Here is a 17,377-nt window from a genome sequence, read left to right on the forward strand (position 1 = left end):
GGCGCGACCCATTCCCCTGGGAATTCATTATACGCCGTCAGCCAGCTTCGCTGCGCTCTTTCGGCAGGTCGATGGAGGGCAGCTCGGAGGCTTCTACCGGCAGACGCAGCTCAAACACGGCGCCGCCGGAGCGAGCGTTACGCGCGCTGATATCCCCGCCGTGTTCCTCGGCAATTTTCTTCACGATTGCCAGCCCAATCCCCGTGCCTCGGCTCTTGCTGGTGGCATAAGGCTCGAAGAGCTTGTCCTGGATCTCCGGCGGCAGGCCGGGGCCGTTGTCGCGCAGGCTCAGGCACAGGCTGGCGTGGCCGCGTTGCCATTCCAGGTGGCTGGCCGCACGCAGCTCCAGCGGACCGCCGCCCCCGGCCTCCTGGGCGTTTTTGATCAGGTTGTGCAGCAGCTGGCGCAGCCGCAAGCGGTCCGCAAATACCCGCGGCTCGTCGGCCATCCACTGGCACTCCAGCGTCATCTGTCGATCGCCCTGCTGGTAGAACTCCACCATCTCCTCGACCAGCTCAGACAGGCGCAGCGGCTCCAGCTGCAGCGTCGGCGCCCGGGCGTAGTCGCTGAACGCGTTGACCATGGTTTTCAGCGCTTCCACCTGGGTCACGATGGTGCGAGTCGCCCGGTCGAGCACCGCCGCGTCCTCTTCTGGCATGCGGCTCAAATACTTGTGGCGAAGCCGCTCCGCCGAGAGCTGAATCGGCGTCAGGGGGTTTTTCACCTCGTGCGCCAGCCGCCGTGCCACCTCACCCCAGGCCGCTTCGCGCTGAGCGCGAACCAGATCGGTCATATCCTCCAAGACCAGCACGGTGCCGGCACTGCCGTCGGGCATGGGCAGCCTGGCGCCGCGACAGGTCAGCACCAATTCATGGCCCTCTCCCTCCAGGCTGATCTCCTCACGCCAGCGGTGGCTGGTTCCGGCGTTGCGCTCCATCAGTTCCGCCAGGGGCGCCAGCCAGCGATGCTCCTGGGCCACGGTGCTCAAGGCCCGCTCACGCAGCGCGGCCTCGTCCACTTCAAGGATGTCCTGTGCTGCCTGATTGACCGCTCGCACCACGCCACTGCCCGTGAGCGTAATCACGCCGGAGCTCAGGCTGCCGAGGATCGTCTCCAGGAAATCGCGTCGCGTCTCCGCCTCCAGACGCGAGCGGCTGGCCTCACCGCTGGAGCGCTCGATTTCCTCGGTCATCATGTTGAATGACTGAACCAGAAACCCCAGCTCGTCGTTGCTGGCCACCGGCAGGCGGCGCTCGTAGTTGCCGCTGGCGATGGATCGGGTCGCCTCGGACAGATTGCTGATCGGCTGCACGAGCCGACGTGCGGTGTTGAAGGCCAGCAGCAGGGCCAGCAGCACGCTCAACGTCAGCACCATCGAAAGAATCAGCACAAACGCCTGCTTGAGGGCATTGCGCTGGTATCTGAGCGACTCGTAGCGCAGAAACTGCGCCTCCACGTTGCTGGCCTGCTCGTCGAAACCCTGCGGCACCGAATAAATGCCCTGCAGCACCCGTTCCGGCCCGAGTCCCCGGTCGGGAATCGTCTGGAGCACCCGCACCTGCAGCACTTCCCCCTCGGTCAGATTGGGCTCATAGTCAACGAAGCTTCCTCGCTGGCGCGCCTGCATTAGCTGAAGGTCGCTCGGGACATCGGCGGTGAACCGGTCCAGATCGCGGCTGCTCGTGCGGATGACCTGGCCGCCTTCGCCGAGGACCGTCATCTCCAGCGCGTCTCCCTCGGCCACCAGGTCGCGCAGCTCCGAGGCCAGGTCGTCCGTGGACAGATCCGCCAGGCGCTGCGCCAAACGTTCCGTGAGGTTGCTCTTCTCAACCTTTTGCAGCTCCAGAAAACGGCGGCCGATCGCCTGCGCGTCCTCGAGCGCGGTCGCCACGTCCACATCGAACCAGCGGTCGATACTGCGATTGAGAAAATCGACGGAGAACCAGTAAACGATCAGCGCCGGCGGCACCGCCAGCGCCACAAACATCAAAACCATGCGCTGGGTCAGGCGGGCCCCGGGCTGCCCGGCCCGGCGCCGGCGAATCAGGCTGACCAGCCGCCAGATCACCGCGGCGGCCAGCACCACCAGCGCGGCACCGGCGAGCAGAAAGACCCACTCATAATATTGATTCCAGCCCTCCAGCCCGCGCGTAGCGTCCCCGGCCAGGTAGAGCGCCACAAACAGCAGCGCCAGCACGGACGCCATCGGCAGCGTCCGCTGGAAGAATCGCGCGACCGGTCGCCGCTTCAAGACGTCACCCCGGTCAGGCGAACCCAGCCCGTGTCCATCCGCCACTGGTCGGACAGGTAGGACGACAGGCGCAGCGCCGGCGGCAGCCGGGAAATGACCAGCCTAGCTCGCACCTGGAAGTAGGCGCCCTCCGCGTCCGTCGGCACGGCTTCGAGTGGGACCTGATCGAGCGCCGCCAGCAGCGCCGGCAGGTCGCGAAAGCTGGTTGCCTCACCGCTGACCGGCTCGAGCAGGGTGAAATATTGCGACAGCGACCGGTAGCTGATCTGGCGTTCTCCGCTGCGGGACCAAAGCAGGCTGTCCCAAAGCACCGGCCGGTTCTGCCGCTGCTCGAGGCGCCACTGGAAGGTGACCGAGACACCGTGGCGCAGGGCGTCAAGCACCTCGGGTGAGAGCTGATGGCTGAGGGTCAGTTGCGCGTTAGCGGCCACAGGACTGAAAGCGAGCACCTCGATCGACGGGCGAGACTCCGCCGGCGCCAGCTTGCAGCCGGCGAGCAGCAGGCACAGGCCAACCGCGGCAGCCCGCTCAGCGTTTTTCCAGCAGCGAGTAAAAAAACCCATCCGTTCCGTCCTGCCCCGGCAGAAGCTGTCGGCCCCAGCCGGTATCCACGCCCCACGACCCCGACAGGGACAGGACCCTGGCGTCAGCCGTGGCGGCCACAAACGACTCTATTGTCAGGTGATTTTCTGCCGGTAGCAAAGAACAGGTGGCGTAAAGCAGCTGCCCGCCGCTCGCCAGACGCTCCCACAGGCGCGCCAGCAGGCGTCGCTGCTGACGCGTCAAGTCATCGATATCGCTCTCGCGACGCAGCCACTTGATGTCCGGATGGCGGCGGATGACGCCGGTTGCCGAGCAGGGTGCATCCAGGAGGATTCGATCAAATTGTGCCGCCGGCAGCTCACCGGCGTCCCCCGTCAGCACCTCCGCACTCAGCCCAAGGCGGGCAAGATTCTCGGCAATCCTTGGCACTCGCAGCGGGTCAGAATCCACCGCGGTCAGCGCCAGCTCGGGCTGGAGCTCCAGCAGGTGCGCCGTCTTGCCGCCCGGCGCCGCGCACGCGTCCAGGACGCTCATGCCTGGCCCTGCGCCCAGCAGCGGTGCCGCCAGCTGCGCGGCCGGATCCTGCACACTGACCAGACCCGAATCGAAGCCGGGCAGCTCCGCGACCGGCCGCGCCTTCTGCAGTTCGATCGCACTGGGCGCCAGCGGCAAAGCGCGGGCCTCGATACCATCCTGCTCGAGGCTGGCCAGATAGTCGTCCCGGCTGACGCGCGACAGGTTTACCCGCAGGCACATTGGCGCCTGTTCGTTGTTGGCTCTAAGAATCGGCTCGAGCTGGGCGGGCCACGCTTCCTCGATCGCCGACACCAGCCAACGCGGGTGGCTGAAACGCACCGCGGGCTCAAGGTCGCTGGCGGCCAATGCGGCCGCACTCTGCCCAGACCTCAGGTAGCTGCGAAGGACCGCGTTGACCAGCCCCCGAGCCCACTTTTTGCCCAGGCGCGCTGTGGCGCTGACCGCCTGGTCCAGCACCGCATGCTGGGGAGTGGAAAACCCGTTCAGCTCGGCCAGGCCAACCAGCAGCAGGCAGCGCAGATCCTCATCGCGCGCCCGCAGGGGCTTCTCGAGAAACCGATCGAGCAGGGTCTCAAGTATGGTCAGGTGCCGAAGTACCGCGTAGACCAAAGCCTGTCGCAGCGGATCAGCCGCTGCCTGGTCACCGCTCAGAGAACGGCCGGCGAGCACCCGCTGGAGCTGTCTCGCAGCGTCTGCACGACTGTCCTGCCCGCGCCGCGCCGGGCGCTTCCTAGCGCCCGAGCTGTGGGATTTTGCTGGTTTCGTGGCGGGACGCTCAGCCAATCAGCTCACCGTCAGGGCCAGGCGTCTCAGGCGTTTCCGCCAACGCTAGCCGCGTTCCGGCTGGCAGCGGAAAGGCATTGAGAAAATCGGCCGCCGGCAGGGGGCGACCGCCGGATCGCTGAATGGTGGTAATCCGCAGGCCGCCTCGACCGGTGGCCACCACAATGCCGGCGGTATCTGCCTCGACGATCGACCCGGGGTCACCCTCGAGCTCGGGCACCAGTTCGGCATCCCAGACCCGCAGCCATTGCTCACCAAAGCGAAAACGTGCCACCGGCCAGGGGTTGAAGGCTCGGATCTGCCGCAGCAGCACAGCTGCCGGCTGCTGCCAGTTAAGACTGGCCTCATCCTTTTCCAGCTTGGCTGCATAGGTCGCCTGACTGTCATCCTGGGGTTCGGGCGCCAAGTCATCTCTTCTGGCCAGCGTTTCGATCAGCAGCTCAGCCCCCAGCTGCGCCAGCCGGTTATGCACGCTGCCTCCGGTGTCGCTCTCAGCAATCGGCGTGGCGGCCCGCGACAGCACGTCCCCGGTGTCCAGCCCCGCCGCCATCTGCATGATGCAGACCCCGGTCTGCTCATCGCCGGCGAGCACCGCGCGGGCGATCGGGGCCGCGCCGCGCCAGCGCGGCAGCAGCGAGGCATGAATGTTCCAGCAGCCGAGCCTCGGCACCGCTAGGATCGATCGGGGAAGTATCAGGCCGTAGGCGGCCACGACCATCAGGTCAGGCGCCAGCTCGGCAAGCGCCTCGGCGGCCTCCTCACCGCGCAGCGTAGCCGGCTGTCGAATTTCGACGGAAGGCGCATGGTCTGTGGTCCAGGCCTTGATCGGCCCAGGTTTCAGGCGCCGCCCGCGGCCAGCCGGCCGATCGGGCTGGGTGTACACCGCCACCACGTCGTGCTCGCTGGCGACCAGAGCCTCAAGGGCGGGCAGCGCAAAATCCGGCGTGCCGGCAAAGACAATTTTCATTGTGATGTTTGAAACGTGTTGGGCCCGGCTAGCGGCTGGGAGCTAGTGTTATGCAGAGGCTTCTGCGCGCCGCGCCTTTTCCAATTTTTTGCGCACGCGCTGCTGCTTCAGCGGCGAGAGGTAATCCACAAAAACCTTGCCGTCCAGGTGATCGATCTCGTGCTGGATACAGACAGCCAGCAGACCATCTGCAGTCAGCTCACGGCTTTCACCATTGCGGTCCAGCGCGGCCACGCGGATCCAGTCGGCGCGATCGACCTTGGCATAGATGCCCGGAACCGACAGACAGCCCTCCTCGTAGACCTGGTTGCCGCGTCGCTCCAGGATCTCCGGGTTGATCAGCACGTGGGGCTGATCGCGATCGTCCGACACGTCGACCACCAGCAACCGCTGGTGAACATTGACCTGGGTCGCCGCCAGCCCGATGCCTGGGGCGTCGTACATGGTCTCGAGCATGTCGTCGGCGAGCTGGACAATTTCCCTATCCACCTCGTCGATCGGCTTTGCCTTGGTGCGCAGACGGGGGTCCGGGAACTCAATAATGTTAAGTAAAGCCATGAAATGGACGAAAGTTTGAACTGAATCTCATATTTGTGCGCACAAACAGTATTTAAAGTATAGGCGCAGGGCAAGGGGATCCATTGTGAATGGCCGCGGCCCTGCCGATTTTCGGATGTTTTCCGCTCACGAAAATTCGGATACACTAACTTCTTTGGGGAATCAAGACATTGGCCGCGATGTTTAAACCATTACTTGCGATATTTGTCGGTTCGCTCCTGTGCGCCAGCGCTGCTGCCCAGGTGGAACTGCGGGATGATCATCCGGACCGCTACGTGGTGGTCAAGGGTGACACGCTGTGGGACATCTCGGACCGGTTTCTGAAAAAGCCCTGGCTGTGGCCGGAAATCTGGCAGGTGAATCCCCAGATCGAAAACCCGCACCTCATCTACCCAGGTGACGAAATCAACCTGGTGTATATCGACGGCGAGCCGCGCCTGTCGCTGCGCCGGGGCCGGAAGCTGTCACCCTACCCGCGTCGAACCTCGTTGGCTGAGGCGGTGCAGCCCATCAATCTGAACGACATTCGGCATTACCTCGACAAGCGGACCATCCTGGATGCAGCCGAGCTTGAGGGCCTGCCTTATGTGCTCGCCATGGAAGAGTCTTACCTGGCCGGATCAGAAGGCATCAACCTCTACGCGCGGGGCCTTGAGGAAGCCGCCCCCGGCGAGAGCTATGCGATCGTGCGCCCGACGGTGGAGTTTCGCGAGGTTCCAGAGACCTGGCCGTACGACCAGGCGGAGAGCTTCCGCCCCGAAGCCCGCGACTGGGAGTACCCGGCGGAGCGTTCAATTACCGACTTCGTGTCGCGCTTCTGGACCGAAAAAGTCTGGAGCGGGAAATACAAAAACACCCGGGTGCTCGGCTATGAGGTGGTGCAGACCGCCACCGCTGAAGTGCTTGAGTCCGGCGATCCTTCCACGATGCTGATCACCTCGAGCGAACTCGAAGTGCTGCCAGGCGATCTGGTGATCCCCCTGTTCACCGCCAACTACGACCTGGAATACTACCCGCATGCGCCGGAGCAGCTCCCAGACAATACGCAGGTAATCGCGCTGAGCAATGCGTTGTTTGGCGTCGGCCCCAATCAGGTTGTGGCAATCAACAAAGGCTGGGACGACGGTATTGAGCATGGCGACGTGTTCTCGACCCATCGCCCCGGTCAGATGATCCGTGACGAAATCCGCTATCCGAAAGATGACGTGAAAACCTTCTTCTCCAAGGAACGGCGAAAGAAAGCCAATGTCCAGCTGCCGGACGAATACACGTCACACATCATGATCTTTAAAACACACGAGCGGGTCAGCTACGGCCTGGTGATGCGCGGCAAGAAGGCGGTCCGCATTCTCGATAAGCTCAAGATGCCCTGAGCGTCGCCCGGGCCGTGGCCCGGGCGAACGCAAGACGGTCGGTCCGGGCGCGAGCCCGGGTTGATCAACCGCAGCCCCTCCCTGGCCTACAAACTTGCTGATCGCGGCGTCGGTGTCTGGAACCGGCAGAGCCACTAACTCACCTTAACCCCCCACGCCCACGGGGCCGCCCGCTCCTTCTCCTGATAACATCCGCGCAAAGGCCGCGCGTTTGTCTGCATGGCTAGAGGTTCGACGGAGCCCCCGTTTGGCTGATTCCACCACCACCAACAAAACTGCCGACCGGCGGGCATGGCTCAGCCTGATCCGCGCGTTTGCGGGCACAACCACTAGCGGCGTTGAGGCGCTGCAGCGGTTTGGCGGCTGCGAGCCGCTGCTGCGTGCCAGCGCGGGTGAGCTCGCGCAGGCCGGCATTGGCAAGAACACGATCGCGCGTTTGGTAAACCCCGATTCGGCGCTGCTGGACAGCGACCACGGGTGGCTGGACCAGCCTGGCTGCGATCTGGTGACCTGGCACGACGAGGGTTACCCGCCGCAGCTGCGAGACGTCCCGGATCCGCCGCTGGCTTTGTTCTGTCGGGGAAACCCGCAGCTACTGTGGTTGCCGCAGCTGGCGATTGTCGGCACCCGGAACCCGAGCTCAGGCGGTCTGCGGCATGCCCAGCGGTTTGCTGCCGCGTTGGCAGCACACGGCCTGGTCATCACCAGCGGACTGGCGCTCGGCGTCGACGGGGCGGCGCATCGGGCCACGCTGGACGCAGGCGGCCTGACAATTGCGGTGGCCGCGACAGGCCCCGATCGAATTTACCCCGCCCGACACGTCGGGCTCGCCACCGACATTGTCCGCAGCGGTTTGATCGTGAGCGAGTTCCCGCCGGGCTGGGAACCGCGGCGGCGTTCTTTCCCGCAGCGCAATCGCCTGATTTCAGGGCTATCCTTGGCGGTACTGGTCATCGAGGCCAGCGTCCAGTCCGGGAGCCTGATCACCGCCAGGATCGCGGGCGAGCAGGGTCGGGACGTCTACGCCCTGCCGGGGTCGATCGACAACCCCATGGCGCGCGGCTGTCATCGGCTGATCAAGCAGGGCGCCAGACTGCTGGAGGACGCTGATGAGCTCATCCGGGATATCGCGCCACGGGCACGAAAAAGTGCGGCGCTGCGGCGGGAACAGCTCGACACGTCGGAGAAAACCCGCGCAGGGCAAAGCGGTCGCGAGGGTGCTGGCACGGCCATCAGCGGGGCCCTGGGCGCAGACGATTTTTTGTTGGACGATGACTATAAAATGCTGTTCGACGCGGTGGGATTTGATGAACTTAGTGTAGATTTGCTGGTCGAGAGCACTGGATTGACGGCTGCATCGGTTTCCTCCATGCTCCTGATTTTGGAATTAAGAGGCCTGGTTCAAATGGGCCCCGGCGGCGGATATTGCCGCACCGGCGAGGGATGGCAATGAAAGAAAACGTCCTTGACGTTCTGATGTACCTGTTTGAAAACTACATGTACGACGAGCCGGACGACGACCCGGATCGCGCCTCGCTGGAGTCGAGCTTATCGGAAGCTGGTTTCAGCGATCGCGAGATCAACAAGGCCTTTGATTGGCTCGACGGCCTGGCCAGCCAGCGCCACCTGCCTGAGATGCAGGGGAAGTCTGACGGACCGGTGCGGGTCTACACCGATATTGAGCAGCAGCGGCTCGACACCGAGTCTCGCGGCTTTATCACCTTTTTAGAGGGTGCCGGTGTGCTCGACTCGGCTCGCCGTGAACTCGTGATCGATCGCACGATGGCGCTGGAGAACGCCGAGGTGGATCTGGACGACCTGAAGTGGATAGTGCTGATGGTGCTGTTCGATCAGCCGGGCCAGGAAGCCAACTACGCGTGGATGGAGAATTTCATGTTCGAGAGCACTCCGGAGCTTAGCCACTGATCGAACACCCCAACCGACAGGAATCAACGCCCTTTCGGGCGTCTATCGAATGACCGCAAACCTCCTAATCGTTGAATCGCCGGCAAAAGCCAAGACGATCAACAAATACCTTGGCAAAGACTTTGTTGTCCTGGCGTCGTACGGGCACGTTCGCGACCTCGTCCCCAAAGAGGGCGCGGTGGACACGGGCGATTTCAGCATGAAATACGCCACCATCGAGCGCAACGCCAAGCACGTAGACGCGATCGTCAAGGCGATGCGCAAGGCTGACTCCCTGTACCTGGCGACGGACCTCGACCGCGAGGGTGAGGCCATCTCGTGGCACGTCCACGAGATTCTGAAGGAAAAGAAGGTGCTCAAGGAAAAGCCCGTGTTCCGGGTGGTGTTTTCTGAGATTACCAAAAAGGCCATCTCCGACGCGGTCGCCAACCCGCGCGAAATCTCCATGAATATGGTCAACGCGCAGCAGGCTCGCCGGGCGCTGGACTACCTGGTGGGCTTCAACCTGTCACCGCTGCTGTGGAAGAAGGTGCGTCGCGGCCTGTCGGCGGGGCGCGTGCAAAGCCCCGCGCTGCGCATGATCTGCGAGCGAGAAAACGAGATCGAAGCCTTTGAGCCCCGGGAATACTGGACGATCGAGGCCGACCTCAACAAGAAGGACCAGCCGTTTACCGCCAAACTGGTTGAATTCAACGGCGAGAAGCTCGATCAGTTTGACCTGAACACCGAAGCGCTGGCCGTTGCAGCCAAAGAAAAACTGCTGGAGGCCGCCCAGGGCAAGCTGACAGTAGGCGATCTGACCAGCCGCCAGCGCCGCCGCCGGCCAGCGCCGCCGTTCATCACCTCCACGCTGCAACAGGACGCAGCGCGCAAGCTGCGCTTCTCGGCCCAGAAAACCATGCGAGTGGCCCAGCAGCTTTACGAAGGTGTGGAGGTCGACGGGGCGCAGCAGGGCCTGATCACCTACATGCGGACCGACTCGGTGACGCTATCTAACGATGCGCTGGACGAGCTGCGCGGCGTGATTGCTGAGGACTTCGGCAAAGACAAGCTGCCGGAACAGGCCAACACGTATAAAACTAAGTCCAAAAACGCCCAGGAGGCGCACGAGGCGATCCGCCCGACGGCCGCCGGCCAGCGACCGGCAAACATCAAGGCGTTTTTGAGCGAAGACCAGTTCAAGCTCTACGAGCTGATCTGGCGCCGCACCGTCGCCTGCCAGATGAACCCGGCGATCATGAACACCGTGACGGCCACCTTTCCCTGCGGTGAAGGGGCAAGCTTCCGAGCCAGCGGCTCAACGGTGGTGGAGCCGGGCTTTCTTGCGGTTTACGAAGAGGCGGAAAGCGACAAGAAGAAGAGTGAACCCAAACTGCCCCCGCTGGAAAAAGGTGAGGTGGTGGATCTGGCCGAAATTCGAGGCGAACAGCACTTCACGGAGCCACCGCCCCGTTTTTCGGAAGCGTCGCTGGTTAAAGCGCTCGAGGAGTATGGCATCGGCCGACCCTCAACCTACGCCAACATCATTCAGACGCTGGTGAATCGGGAATACGTTGAGCTGGAAAGCCGCCGCTTTTTCCCCACCGATGTCGGGCGCATCGTCAGCCGGTTTCTCTCCGATCACTTTACGCGCTACGTCGACTACGACTTTACCGCCCAGCTGGAGGACAACCTTGACGAGGTCAGCCGCGGTGAGCGCGAGTGGGTGCCGCTGCTGAAAGAGTTCTGGGACCCGTTCACCAATCTGGTTCAGGACAAAGAGGAGTCGGTCACCCGCGACGAGGTGCTGCAGGCGCGGGAGCTGGGCACCGATCCCAAATCCGGCAAACCGATTTCGGTCCGCATGGGTCGCTTTGGGCCCTACGTCCAGATCGGCACCAAAGACGACGAAGAAAAGCCGAAGTTTGCTGGCCTCCTGCCGGGCCAGAAGATGGACCAGATTGATCTGGAGCAGGCGCTGGAGCTGTTCAAGCTGCCGCGGGAGCTCGGCAAGATGGACGACGACTTCCCGATCACGGCCAACATCGGACGCTTTGGACCCTACGTGCGCTTCGGCCAGAAAAGTTTTGTCTCGATCAAAGCGCCGGACGACCCGTACAGCATCGACCTGGCGCGGGCGCTGGAGCTGATCGAAGAGAAGAAGAAGGCCGACGCAGAGCGCATCATCAAAAGCTTCGACGGCAGCGAAATCCAGGTGCTCAAAGGTCGCTACGGCCCCTACGTCACCGACGGCAAGAAAAACGGTCGGATTCCCAAAGACCGAGAGCCGGAGACACTGACGCTCACCGAGTGCGAAGAGATCATTGCCGCGGCGCCCGCCCGCAAAAAGCGGGGCAAAAAACGCGCGACCAAGAAAAAAGCCAAAACAGCCTGAGCGGGGCGGGCCAGCCTTTCCTCATGACGGGTGCCAACCCTGCGCCTGGGCACCCGGGCGTGCATAGTGCGAGAAACCATGAACAAAGCCGCGGTTAAAGAGTATCTGACGGGCCTGCAGTCCCGAATCTGCGAATCCCTGAGCGCCATCGACGGCAAAGAATTTAGCGCCGAGTCGTGGGAACACGCCAACGGCGGCGGCGGTCTGTCGCGGATCATCGAAGACGGTGAGGTGCTGGAAAAAGGGGGCGTGGGTTTCTCTCATGTCCGAGGTGAACAGCTCCCGGGTAGCGCCACAGAAAAACGGCCCGAGCTGGCTGGCCGCAGCTTCGAAGCGATGGGGGTTTCGCTGGTTATTCATCCACGCAATCCCTTTGCCCCCACCAGCCACGCCAATGTGCGCATGTTTGTGGCTGAAAAGCCCGGCGCTGAACCCATCTGGTGGTTCGGCGGTGGCTTTGACCTGACGCCCTACTACGCGTTCGACGAGGACGTGAAGCACTGGCATGAGACGGCGCAGCAGGCGTGCGCCCCGTTCGGTGAGGACATCTATCCGCGCTTTAAGAAGTGGTGTGACGACTACTTTTATCTGAAGCACCGCAGCGAGACCCGCGGTGTCGGCGGCCTGTTCTATGACGACCTGAACGAGCCGTCTTTCGACGAGTGTTTCGGCTTTATGCGCAGCGTGGGTGACCACTACATCCCCGCCTACGGACCGATTCTGGAACGACGCAAAGACACGCCCTACGGCGAGGCGGAAAGAGACTTCCAGGCCTATCGCCGGGGTCGCTACGTGGAGTTCAACCTGGTTTACGACCGCGGCACGCTGTTTGGCCTGCAGACCGGCGGTCGGACCGAGTCTATCTTGATGTCGCTGCCGCCGATTGTGGCCTGGAAGTACGACTGGTCTCCCGAACCTGGTACGCCGGAAGCCGCGCTGGCTGACTATCTAAAGCCGCGCGACTGGCTCACCGAACTGGCGGCCTGACATCGAGCGATAGGTAAATTCAGGATTTTTTCCCGTTTCGTCACGGCGATGAAGAAAAAGACCCCGGGGGAAGGGGAAACCCCCGGGGTCACGGGAAACGGAGCTTGGGGGAACACCGTCTCCGCACGGATCCACTCAGGGAGGGAGATGGATCCAGCCTTGCGGGCTTGCTTAAGTAGACCGGCCAGAGCAAAAAAGGTTTCGCACCCATGACTTACGGCATAGGGGCCGGCCAGACCGTCTAGTCCAGCCGTTTTGGCGCCAGCGCACACATCCCACCTGGCTTAAGATCTTGCGCTGCCCGTCGATCTTTTATGGGGTCAAAGCTCGGGATTGCCGCGTTGCTCGCTTACACCAAACTCCAAAGAGCCCTGCTGGGTGAGGTTCCCTGGCGCGTAGCGCTGGTCATCGCGGCGGTTTTGCTGGTGGTCCAGGTTTGGCTCACCCGCGCGCAAGGGGAAGTCCCCACGGCCTGGTGGGTGATCGCTGGCGCGCAGTTTCTGCTCTTTGTCGTGCTGAGCTGGCTGGGGCTGCGGCAGGTTCAAAACCGTCGCCGGTCTATCGCCATCTTCAACAATTCGCCGATCCTGCTCTACTCCATTGATGATCAGGCCCGGATCGTCAATATCAACGGCGAAGGCGCCCGCAAGCTGGGTTATGCCCGGACGGACCTTATCGGCAGGACCCTGCGCGATTTTATGCCCCAGAAGGAGCGAGACGCGCTGAACGAGATGGCCGATCACGAGCCGCTGATGCCCGCGCTCGTCGAAGCCGGCAAGCTACGCAATCTGAAGGTGGTGCTGCAGAGCGCTGACGGCACGCCGTTCTACGGCGCCGTTTCCGCGCGTCTCACCCGCAACGCTCGCGGTCGGATTACCGGCGCTGACTGCGTCATCTTTGACGAGACCGACTGGGTGCTCGCCGAAGAATCGCTGAAGCATGCTCGGGCTGAACTCTATCGAACCTTCTCCGATCTTCCCGTGCCGCTGTTCCACTGTTCAGAAGACGGTCGCTATCTGCGCGCCAACACGGTGCTGCTGCAGCTAATGGGGTGCAGCAGCCTGGAACAGCTCAACGAGCTGGGCCACGCGCCGGCGTTGACCGATGAACTGCAACGCCGCAGTGACGCGGAGATGCTCGGCGCGTGGGGCCCGGTGTCGCTGCCGGATCGCGGGCGCCGACCGGTTACCGCGCAGCTCCTCCTGCGCAAAGCCTTCGACAGTGCCCGCCAGCCTTACACCGAAGGTGTGCTGGTTGACGGCCGTGCGATCACGGCCGAGCAAACGCCGGCCAATCAGGAGCGCTGGGGGGGCTCCGGCCACAGCGCCGCCTGACCGCCCATCCCCGCCGTTAGGACCGGCGCCCTCTCGGCACCTGGCGGCGGTTCAGGTGAGAAACATGACCGTTGCCTTCATGGAAAAAACAGCAGCTTGATGACCAGAGCGGATAAACCGACGTAGAGCGCCCCCTTAATCCACCCTTCACCTCGGTCGATGCTGGTGCGCGCCCCCAGCCAGCCACCAACAGCGTTGCCGACCGCAAGCGCCAGACCAGCAGCCCAGAGCAGCTCGACCTGGCTGGAAAAAACCGCCAGCGCTATGACGGTATAAATCAGAACGATCAGCACCTTGTGGGCGTTGGTCCGAACCAGATCCAGCCCCAGCACGCGATGCAGGATCGGCATGAGGATGAAGCCGACGCCGATCTGAATAAAACCTCCCCAGGCGCCTGCCCCTACCATGCACAGATGGCCTGCCCAAAGGCGCTGACGAGAGATCGGCGCCCGGGCCTTGTCGGTCGCGGGGCCCGCACCGCTTGAGCCGGTGGCCATTAGCACCATGACGCCGACCATCACCAGCGCCAGCAACCGGTTGAACCAAACGCCGTCCAGTTGGGTGCCGACAGCGGCGCCGCCGGCCGCGCCGACGGACGCTGCCGCCGCCAGGGTCAGGCTGAGCTTTAGGTCGCTGATTCCGGAGCGGAAAAAGATGATGCTGGCGACAATATTCTGGGCCGCAATGGCAATCCGGTTGGTGCCATTGGCCACCGGCCCGGACACCCCCATGAAGAGCATCGCCGGAATCGTCAGGAGCGACCCGCCCCCGGCCATGACATTCATCCAGCCGGCGACAACCCCCACGGCGCTCAGAAGGCCGTACTGCCAGGGCGCGAACGCAGTCTCAGGGCCTGTCATCGTCTGATCGGTGCCCGCATTTTCGATGGCTAAGAGCCCTTGAAAATGTGAGCCAAGTGAAAATCGCATTTTTCACTTGGCAATGTTGCCATCGCAATGACCATGGGCCATGGATGGCTTTTTCAACATCCTACTAATGAGCTTCGTTCCAGTTAGGCCCGACCCCAGCCTCCACCAGCAGCGGTACCGTCAGCTCGGCGGCGCCGGCCATGCGTTCGATCACCCCGTCCTTAACGTCCTCGAGCACCGGTTCGGCCACTTCGAGCACCAGCTCGTCGTGCACCTGCATCAGCACCGAGGCCTCGCCGGCAAAAGTCTCTGTCAACCATCGATCGACCCCGAGCATGGCGCGCTTGATGATATCTGCCGCCGTTCCCTGCATCGGGGCGTTGATCGCCGCCCGCTCCGCCGCCTGGCGTCGCTGGTAGTTGCGAGAGTTGATCTCCGGGAGGTTGAGGCGGCGGCCGAATAAGGTCTCGACATAGCCGGCCTCATGCGCTTTTGCGCGGGTCTCCTCCATGTAGCCTTTGACGCCGGGATACCGCGCAAAGTAAACGTCGATGTATTCCTGCGCTTCCTTACGGCCGATACCGAGCTGCCGGCTCAGGCCGAAGGCTGACATCCCGTAGATAAGCCCGAAGTTGATCGCCTTGGCGGCTCGGCGCTTATCCGGATCGATGTCGTCCGGATCGCCGCCAAACACCTCCGCGGCTGTGGCCGCATGCACGTCTCGGCCTTCCTTGAAGGCGGTCAGCAGGCCGTCATCCCCGGACAGATGCGCCATGATGCGGAGCTCGATCTGGGAGTAGTCCGCCGCCACCAGGACCATGCCGTCGGGGGCGATAAACGCCTCTCGGATGCGCCGCCCCTCCGGGCTGCGGATCGGGATGTTCTGGAGGTTCGGATCGTTGGACGACAGGCGGCCGGTCGCAGCAACCGCCTGATGATAGGAGGTGTGGATACGTCCGGTTTCACTGTTGATCTGCAGCGGCAGGCTGTCGGTATAGGTGGACTTCAGCTTGCTGAGCTGCCGGTGCTCCATCACCAGCCGGGGCAACACATAGTCGCGCGCCAGCTGCTCCAAAACCTCTTCGTTGGTTGACGGCTGGCCTTTCGGGGTTTTGCGCAGGACCGGCAGCTCCAGCTCTTCGAACAGGATCTGCTGAAGTTGTTTGGTGGAGGAGAGGTTGAACTTGCGGCCCACCTCTTCATAGGCGGTTTGCTCCAGTTCGTGCATGCGCTCGGCGAACTCCTGACTGAGCTCACCCAGCATGTTCCGATCCACCAGCACTCCCTTCTTTTCGATCCGGGCCAGCACCGGCGCCAGCGGCATTTCGATCTCTTCGAACACCTGCTTGAGGGGCGGCTCCTCTTCCAGCTTGGGCCACAGCGCATGATGCAGCTGCAGGGTGACGTCAGCATCCTCGCCGGCATATTCGGCGGCTTGGTCCATGGGCACCTGATCAAAGGTAATCTGCTTGGCGCCTTTGCCCGCAATGTCCTCGTAGTGAACCGTTTTCCGCGCCAGGTAGTGCTCCGCGAGTGTGTCCATGTCGTGGCGGAAGCCCGCGGCATTGACCACATACGACTCCAGCATTGTGTCGAAGCGCCAGTGTTCAATCACCAGACCATGACGGGCCAGCACCAGGGCGTCGTACTTGAAATGCTGACCGATCAGCGCGCAGGCCGGATCGGACACCAGCGGCTTCAAACGCTCGATGACCGCCTCCAAAGCCAGCTGTTCTCCGGCCCCGGCGCCGGTATGGGCAATGGGTACATAGGCAGCCTTTCCGGGCTCACACGCCAGGGAAACCCCGACCAGCTTTGCCACCATCGGATCGAGGCTGGTGGTTTCGCAGTCCAGCGCATAGAGCGCCGCAGCTTTGGCGTCAGCCACCCATCGATCGAGTGTCGCCAGATCGCGGACAATCTCCGTGTCCGTGGTTGCCGCCTCGCTGGCGGGATCTTCCTCGTCGAGGTCGGCCAGCCAGCGGCCGAATTCGAAACGGGTGAAAATTTTGCGCAGCGTGTCGCTGTCGGGCTCGCCCAGGCTCAGGCTGGCGCCGTCCAGCTCGAGGGCAACGTCCGTTTTGATCGTGACCAGCTCCTTGGAAAGCGGCAGGGTCGGCAGCGCCTCGCGCAGGTATTCTCCGATCTTTCCCCCGATCCCGTCCGCGGCCGCTATCACGCCATCGAGATCGCTGTAGGCGTCGAGCCACTTGGTGGCGGTCTTAGGCCCGCACTTGTGGACGCCGGGAACGTTGTCCACCTTGTCCCCCACCAGCGCCAGATAATCGATGATCTGCTCCGGGCCAACGCCGAACTTGGCCTTCACACCGTCGGGGTCCAGCACCGTGTTGGACATCGTGTTGACCAGCGTCACACGCTCGTCGACGAGCTGCGCCAGATCTTTGTCGCCGGTGGAGATCAGCACGTCCTGGCCCTGGCTGGCGGCCTTGCGGGCCAGCGTGCCAATGACGTCGTCCGCTTCCACCCCAGCCACTTCGATCAATGGCCAGCCCATGGCCCTAATCATTTTCTTCAGCGGCTCGATCTGCACCCGCAAATCGTCCGGCATCGGCGGGCGGTTGGCCTTGTACTGGTCATAGAGTTCGTTGCGAAAGGTCGGTCCCGGCGCGTCGAACACAACACCCAGGAGATCCGGGTGATGTTCATTGACCCAGGCCTTGAGCATATTGGCCACCCCGTAGAGCGCGCCGGTAGGCTCCCCTTGACTGTTGGTGAGCGGCGGCAGCGCGTGAAAGGCGCGAAATAGATAGGAGGAACCGTCGATCAGGTAAAGGGTGGGGTTGGCGGGCATGCTTTGGGCCTTTCGCGGCAGTTAAGTTGAAATGGTCAGGCGTAGGCGTCACATTATGATAGA

The 17,377-nt window shown here is 63.0% G+C and carries 13 protein-coding genes; 6 read left to right on the forward strand and 7 right to left on the reverse strand.

Annotated features, from left to right (window positions below; genetic code table 11):
• Positions 1–37 precede the first annotated feature (37 nt).
• From AAF358_12985 to def, 5 genes are read right to left on the reverse strand one after another with little or no spacing between them, the layout of a single operon-like run.
• A complete protein-coding gene (locus AAF358_12985; protein ID MEM7706468.1) occupies positions 38–2,251 on the reverse strand; it encodes an ATP-binding protein in 2,214 nt (737 codons plus the stop codon).
• On the reverse strand, positions 2,248–2,814 hold the full coding sequence (locus tag AAF358_12990) for a DUF4390 domain-containing protein (protein MEM7706469.1): 567 nt from the start codon (positions 2,812–2,814) through the stop codon (positions 2,248–2,250). Before AAF358_12990 ends, AAF358_12985 begins: the two co-directional genes overlap by 4 nt.
• Positions 2,780–4,114, reverse strand: coding sequence for a 16S rRNA (cytosine(967)-C(5))-methyltransferase RsmB (gene rsmB, locus AAF358_12995; GenBank protein MEM7706470.1), 1,335 nt, complete (start codon positions 4,112–4,114; stop codon positions 2,780–2,782). The genes AAF358_12990 and rsmB overlap by 35 nt, the downstream gene beginning before the upstream one ends.
• On the reverse strand, positions 4,107–5,081 hold the full coding sequence (fmt, locus tag AAF358_13000) for a methionyl-tRNA formyltransferase (GenBank protein ID MEM7706471.1): 975 nt from the start codon (positions 5,079–5,081) through the stop codon (positions 4,107–4,109). Before fmt ends, rsmB begins: the two co-directional genes overlap by 8 nt.
• 48 nt (positions 5,082–5,129) lie before the next feature.
• Positions 5,130–5,639: a peptide deformylase gene (gene def / locus AAF358_13005; protein ID MEM7706472.1), complete on the reverse strand. Its 510-nt coding sequence runs from the start codon at positions 5,637–5,639 to the stop codon at positions 5,130–5,132.
• A gap of 179 nt (positions 5,640–5,818) precedes the next feature.
• Here def and AAF358_13010 point away from each other — a divergent pair, with 179 nt between their 5' ends.
• The 6 genes from AAF358_13010 (at position 5,819) to AAF358_13035 (ending at position 13,633) form a co-directional block, all read left to right on the forward strand.
• On the forward strand, positions 5,819–7,012 hold the full coding sequence (locus AAF358_13010) for a LysM peptidoglycan-binding domain-containing protein (protein ID MEM7706473.1): 1,194 nt from the start codon (positions 5,819–5,821) through the stop codon (positions 7,010–7,012).
• 247 nt (positions 7,013–7,259) lie between these two features.
• Positions 7,260–8,465 (forward strand): DNA-processing protein DprA, encoded by a 1,206-nt coding sequence (dprA, locus tag AAF358_13015; protein ID MEM7706474.1) that lies wholly within the window; start codon positions 7,260–7,262, stop codon positions 8,463–8,465.
• Positions 8,462–8,938, forward strand: a complete 477-nt coding sequence (locus AAF358_13020; protein MEM7706475.1) for a DUF494 domain-containing protein — start codon at positions 8,462–8,464, stop codon at positions 8,936–8,938. The genes dprA and AAF358_13020 overlap by 4 nt, the downstream gene beginning before the upstream one ends.
• A gap of 49 nt (positions 8,939–8,987) precedes the next feature.
• Positions 8,988–11,312, forward strand: a complete 2,325-nt coding sequence (locus AAF358_13025; GenBank protein ID MEM7706476.1) for a DNA topoisomerase I — start codon at positions 8,988–8,990, stop codon at positions 11,310–11,312.
• Positions 11,313–11,390: 78 nt separating this feature from the next.
• Positions 11,391–12,299, forward strand: coding sequence for an oxygen-dependent coproporphyrinogen oxidase (gene hemF / locus AAF358_13030; GenBank protein ID MEM7706477.1), 909 nt, complete (start codon positions 11,391–11,393; stop codon positions 12,297–12,299).
• A 314-nt stretch (positions 12,300–12,613) separates the two neighbouring features.
• Positions 12,614–13,633 carry a PAS domain S-box protein gene (locus tag AAF358_13035; protein ID MEM7706478.1) on the forward strand — a complete coding sequence of 340 codons (1,020 nt, stop codon included), beginning with the start codon at positions 12,614–12,616 and terminating at the stop codon, positions 13,631–13,633.
• A 77-nt stretch (positions 13,634–13,710) separates the two neighbouring features.
• Here the strand turns inward: AAF358_13035 and AAF358_13040 are convergent, their stop codons facing one another.
• Positions 13,711–14,562 carry a sulfite exporter TauE/SafE family protein gene (locus AAF358_13040; protein MEM7706479.1) on the reverse strand — a complete coding sequence of 284 codons (852 nt, stop codon included), beginning with the start codon at positions 14,560–14,562 and terminating at the stop codon, positions 13,711–13,713.
• A 64-nt stretch (positions 14,563–14,626) separates the two neighbouring features.
• Positions 14,627–17,314, reverse strand: coding sequence for a DNA polymerase I (polA, locus tag AAF358_13045; GenBank protein ID MEM7706480.1), 2,688 nt, complete (start codon positions 17,312–17,314; stop codon positions 14,627–14,629).
• Positions 17,315–17,377 lie beyond the last annotated feature (63 nt).

The sequence above is a fragment of the Pseudomonadota bacterium genome, assembly GCA_039033415.1.
In the GTDB taxonomy this organism is placed as follows: domain Bacteria; phylum Pseudomonadota; class Gammaproteobacteria; order Xanthomonadales; family SZUA-38; genus JANQOZ01.

Coding starts and splice junctions, on each gene's coding strand:
- AAF358_12990 (MEM7706469.1), bottom strand. CDS start 2,814: ATGGGTTTTTTTACTCGCTGCTGGAAAAACGCTGAGCGGGCTGCCGCG.
- fmt (MEM7706471.1), bottom strand. CDS start 5,081: ATGAAAATTGTCTTTGCCGGCACGCCGGATTTTGCGCTGCCCGCCCTT.
- def (MEM7706472.1), bottom strand. CDS start 5,639: ATGGCTTTACTTAACATTATTGAGTTCCCGGACCCCCGTCTGCGCACC.
- AAF358_13010 (MEM7706473.1), top strand. CDS start 5,819: ATGTTTAAACCATTACTTGCGATATTTGTCGGTTCGCTCCTGTGCGCC.
- AAF358_13020 (MEM7706475.1), top strand. CDS start 8,462: ATGAAAGAAAACGTCCTTGACGTTCTGATGTACCTGTTTGAAAACTAC.
- AAF358_13025 (MEM7706476.1), top strand. CDS start 8,988: ATGACCGCAAACCTCCTAATCGTTGAATCGCCGGCAAAAGCCAAGACG.
- hemF (MEM7706477.1), top strand. CDS start 11,391: ATGAACAAAGCCGCGGTTAAAGAGTATCTGACGGGCCTGCAGTCCCGA.
- AAF358_13035 (MEM7706478.1), top strand. CDS start 12,614: ATGGGGTCAAAGCTCGGGATTGCCGCGTTGCTCGCTTACACCAAACTC.
- AAF358_13040 (MEM7706479.1), bottom strand. CDS start 14,562: ATGCGATTTTCACTTGGCTCACATTTTCAAGGGCTCTTAGCCATCGAA.
- polA (MEM7706480.1), bottom strand. CDS start 17,314: ATGCCCGCCAACCCCACCCTTTACCTGATCGACGGTTCCTCCTATCTA.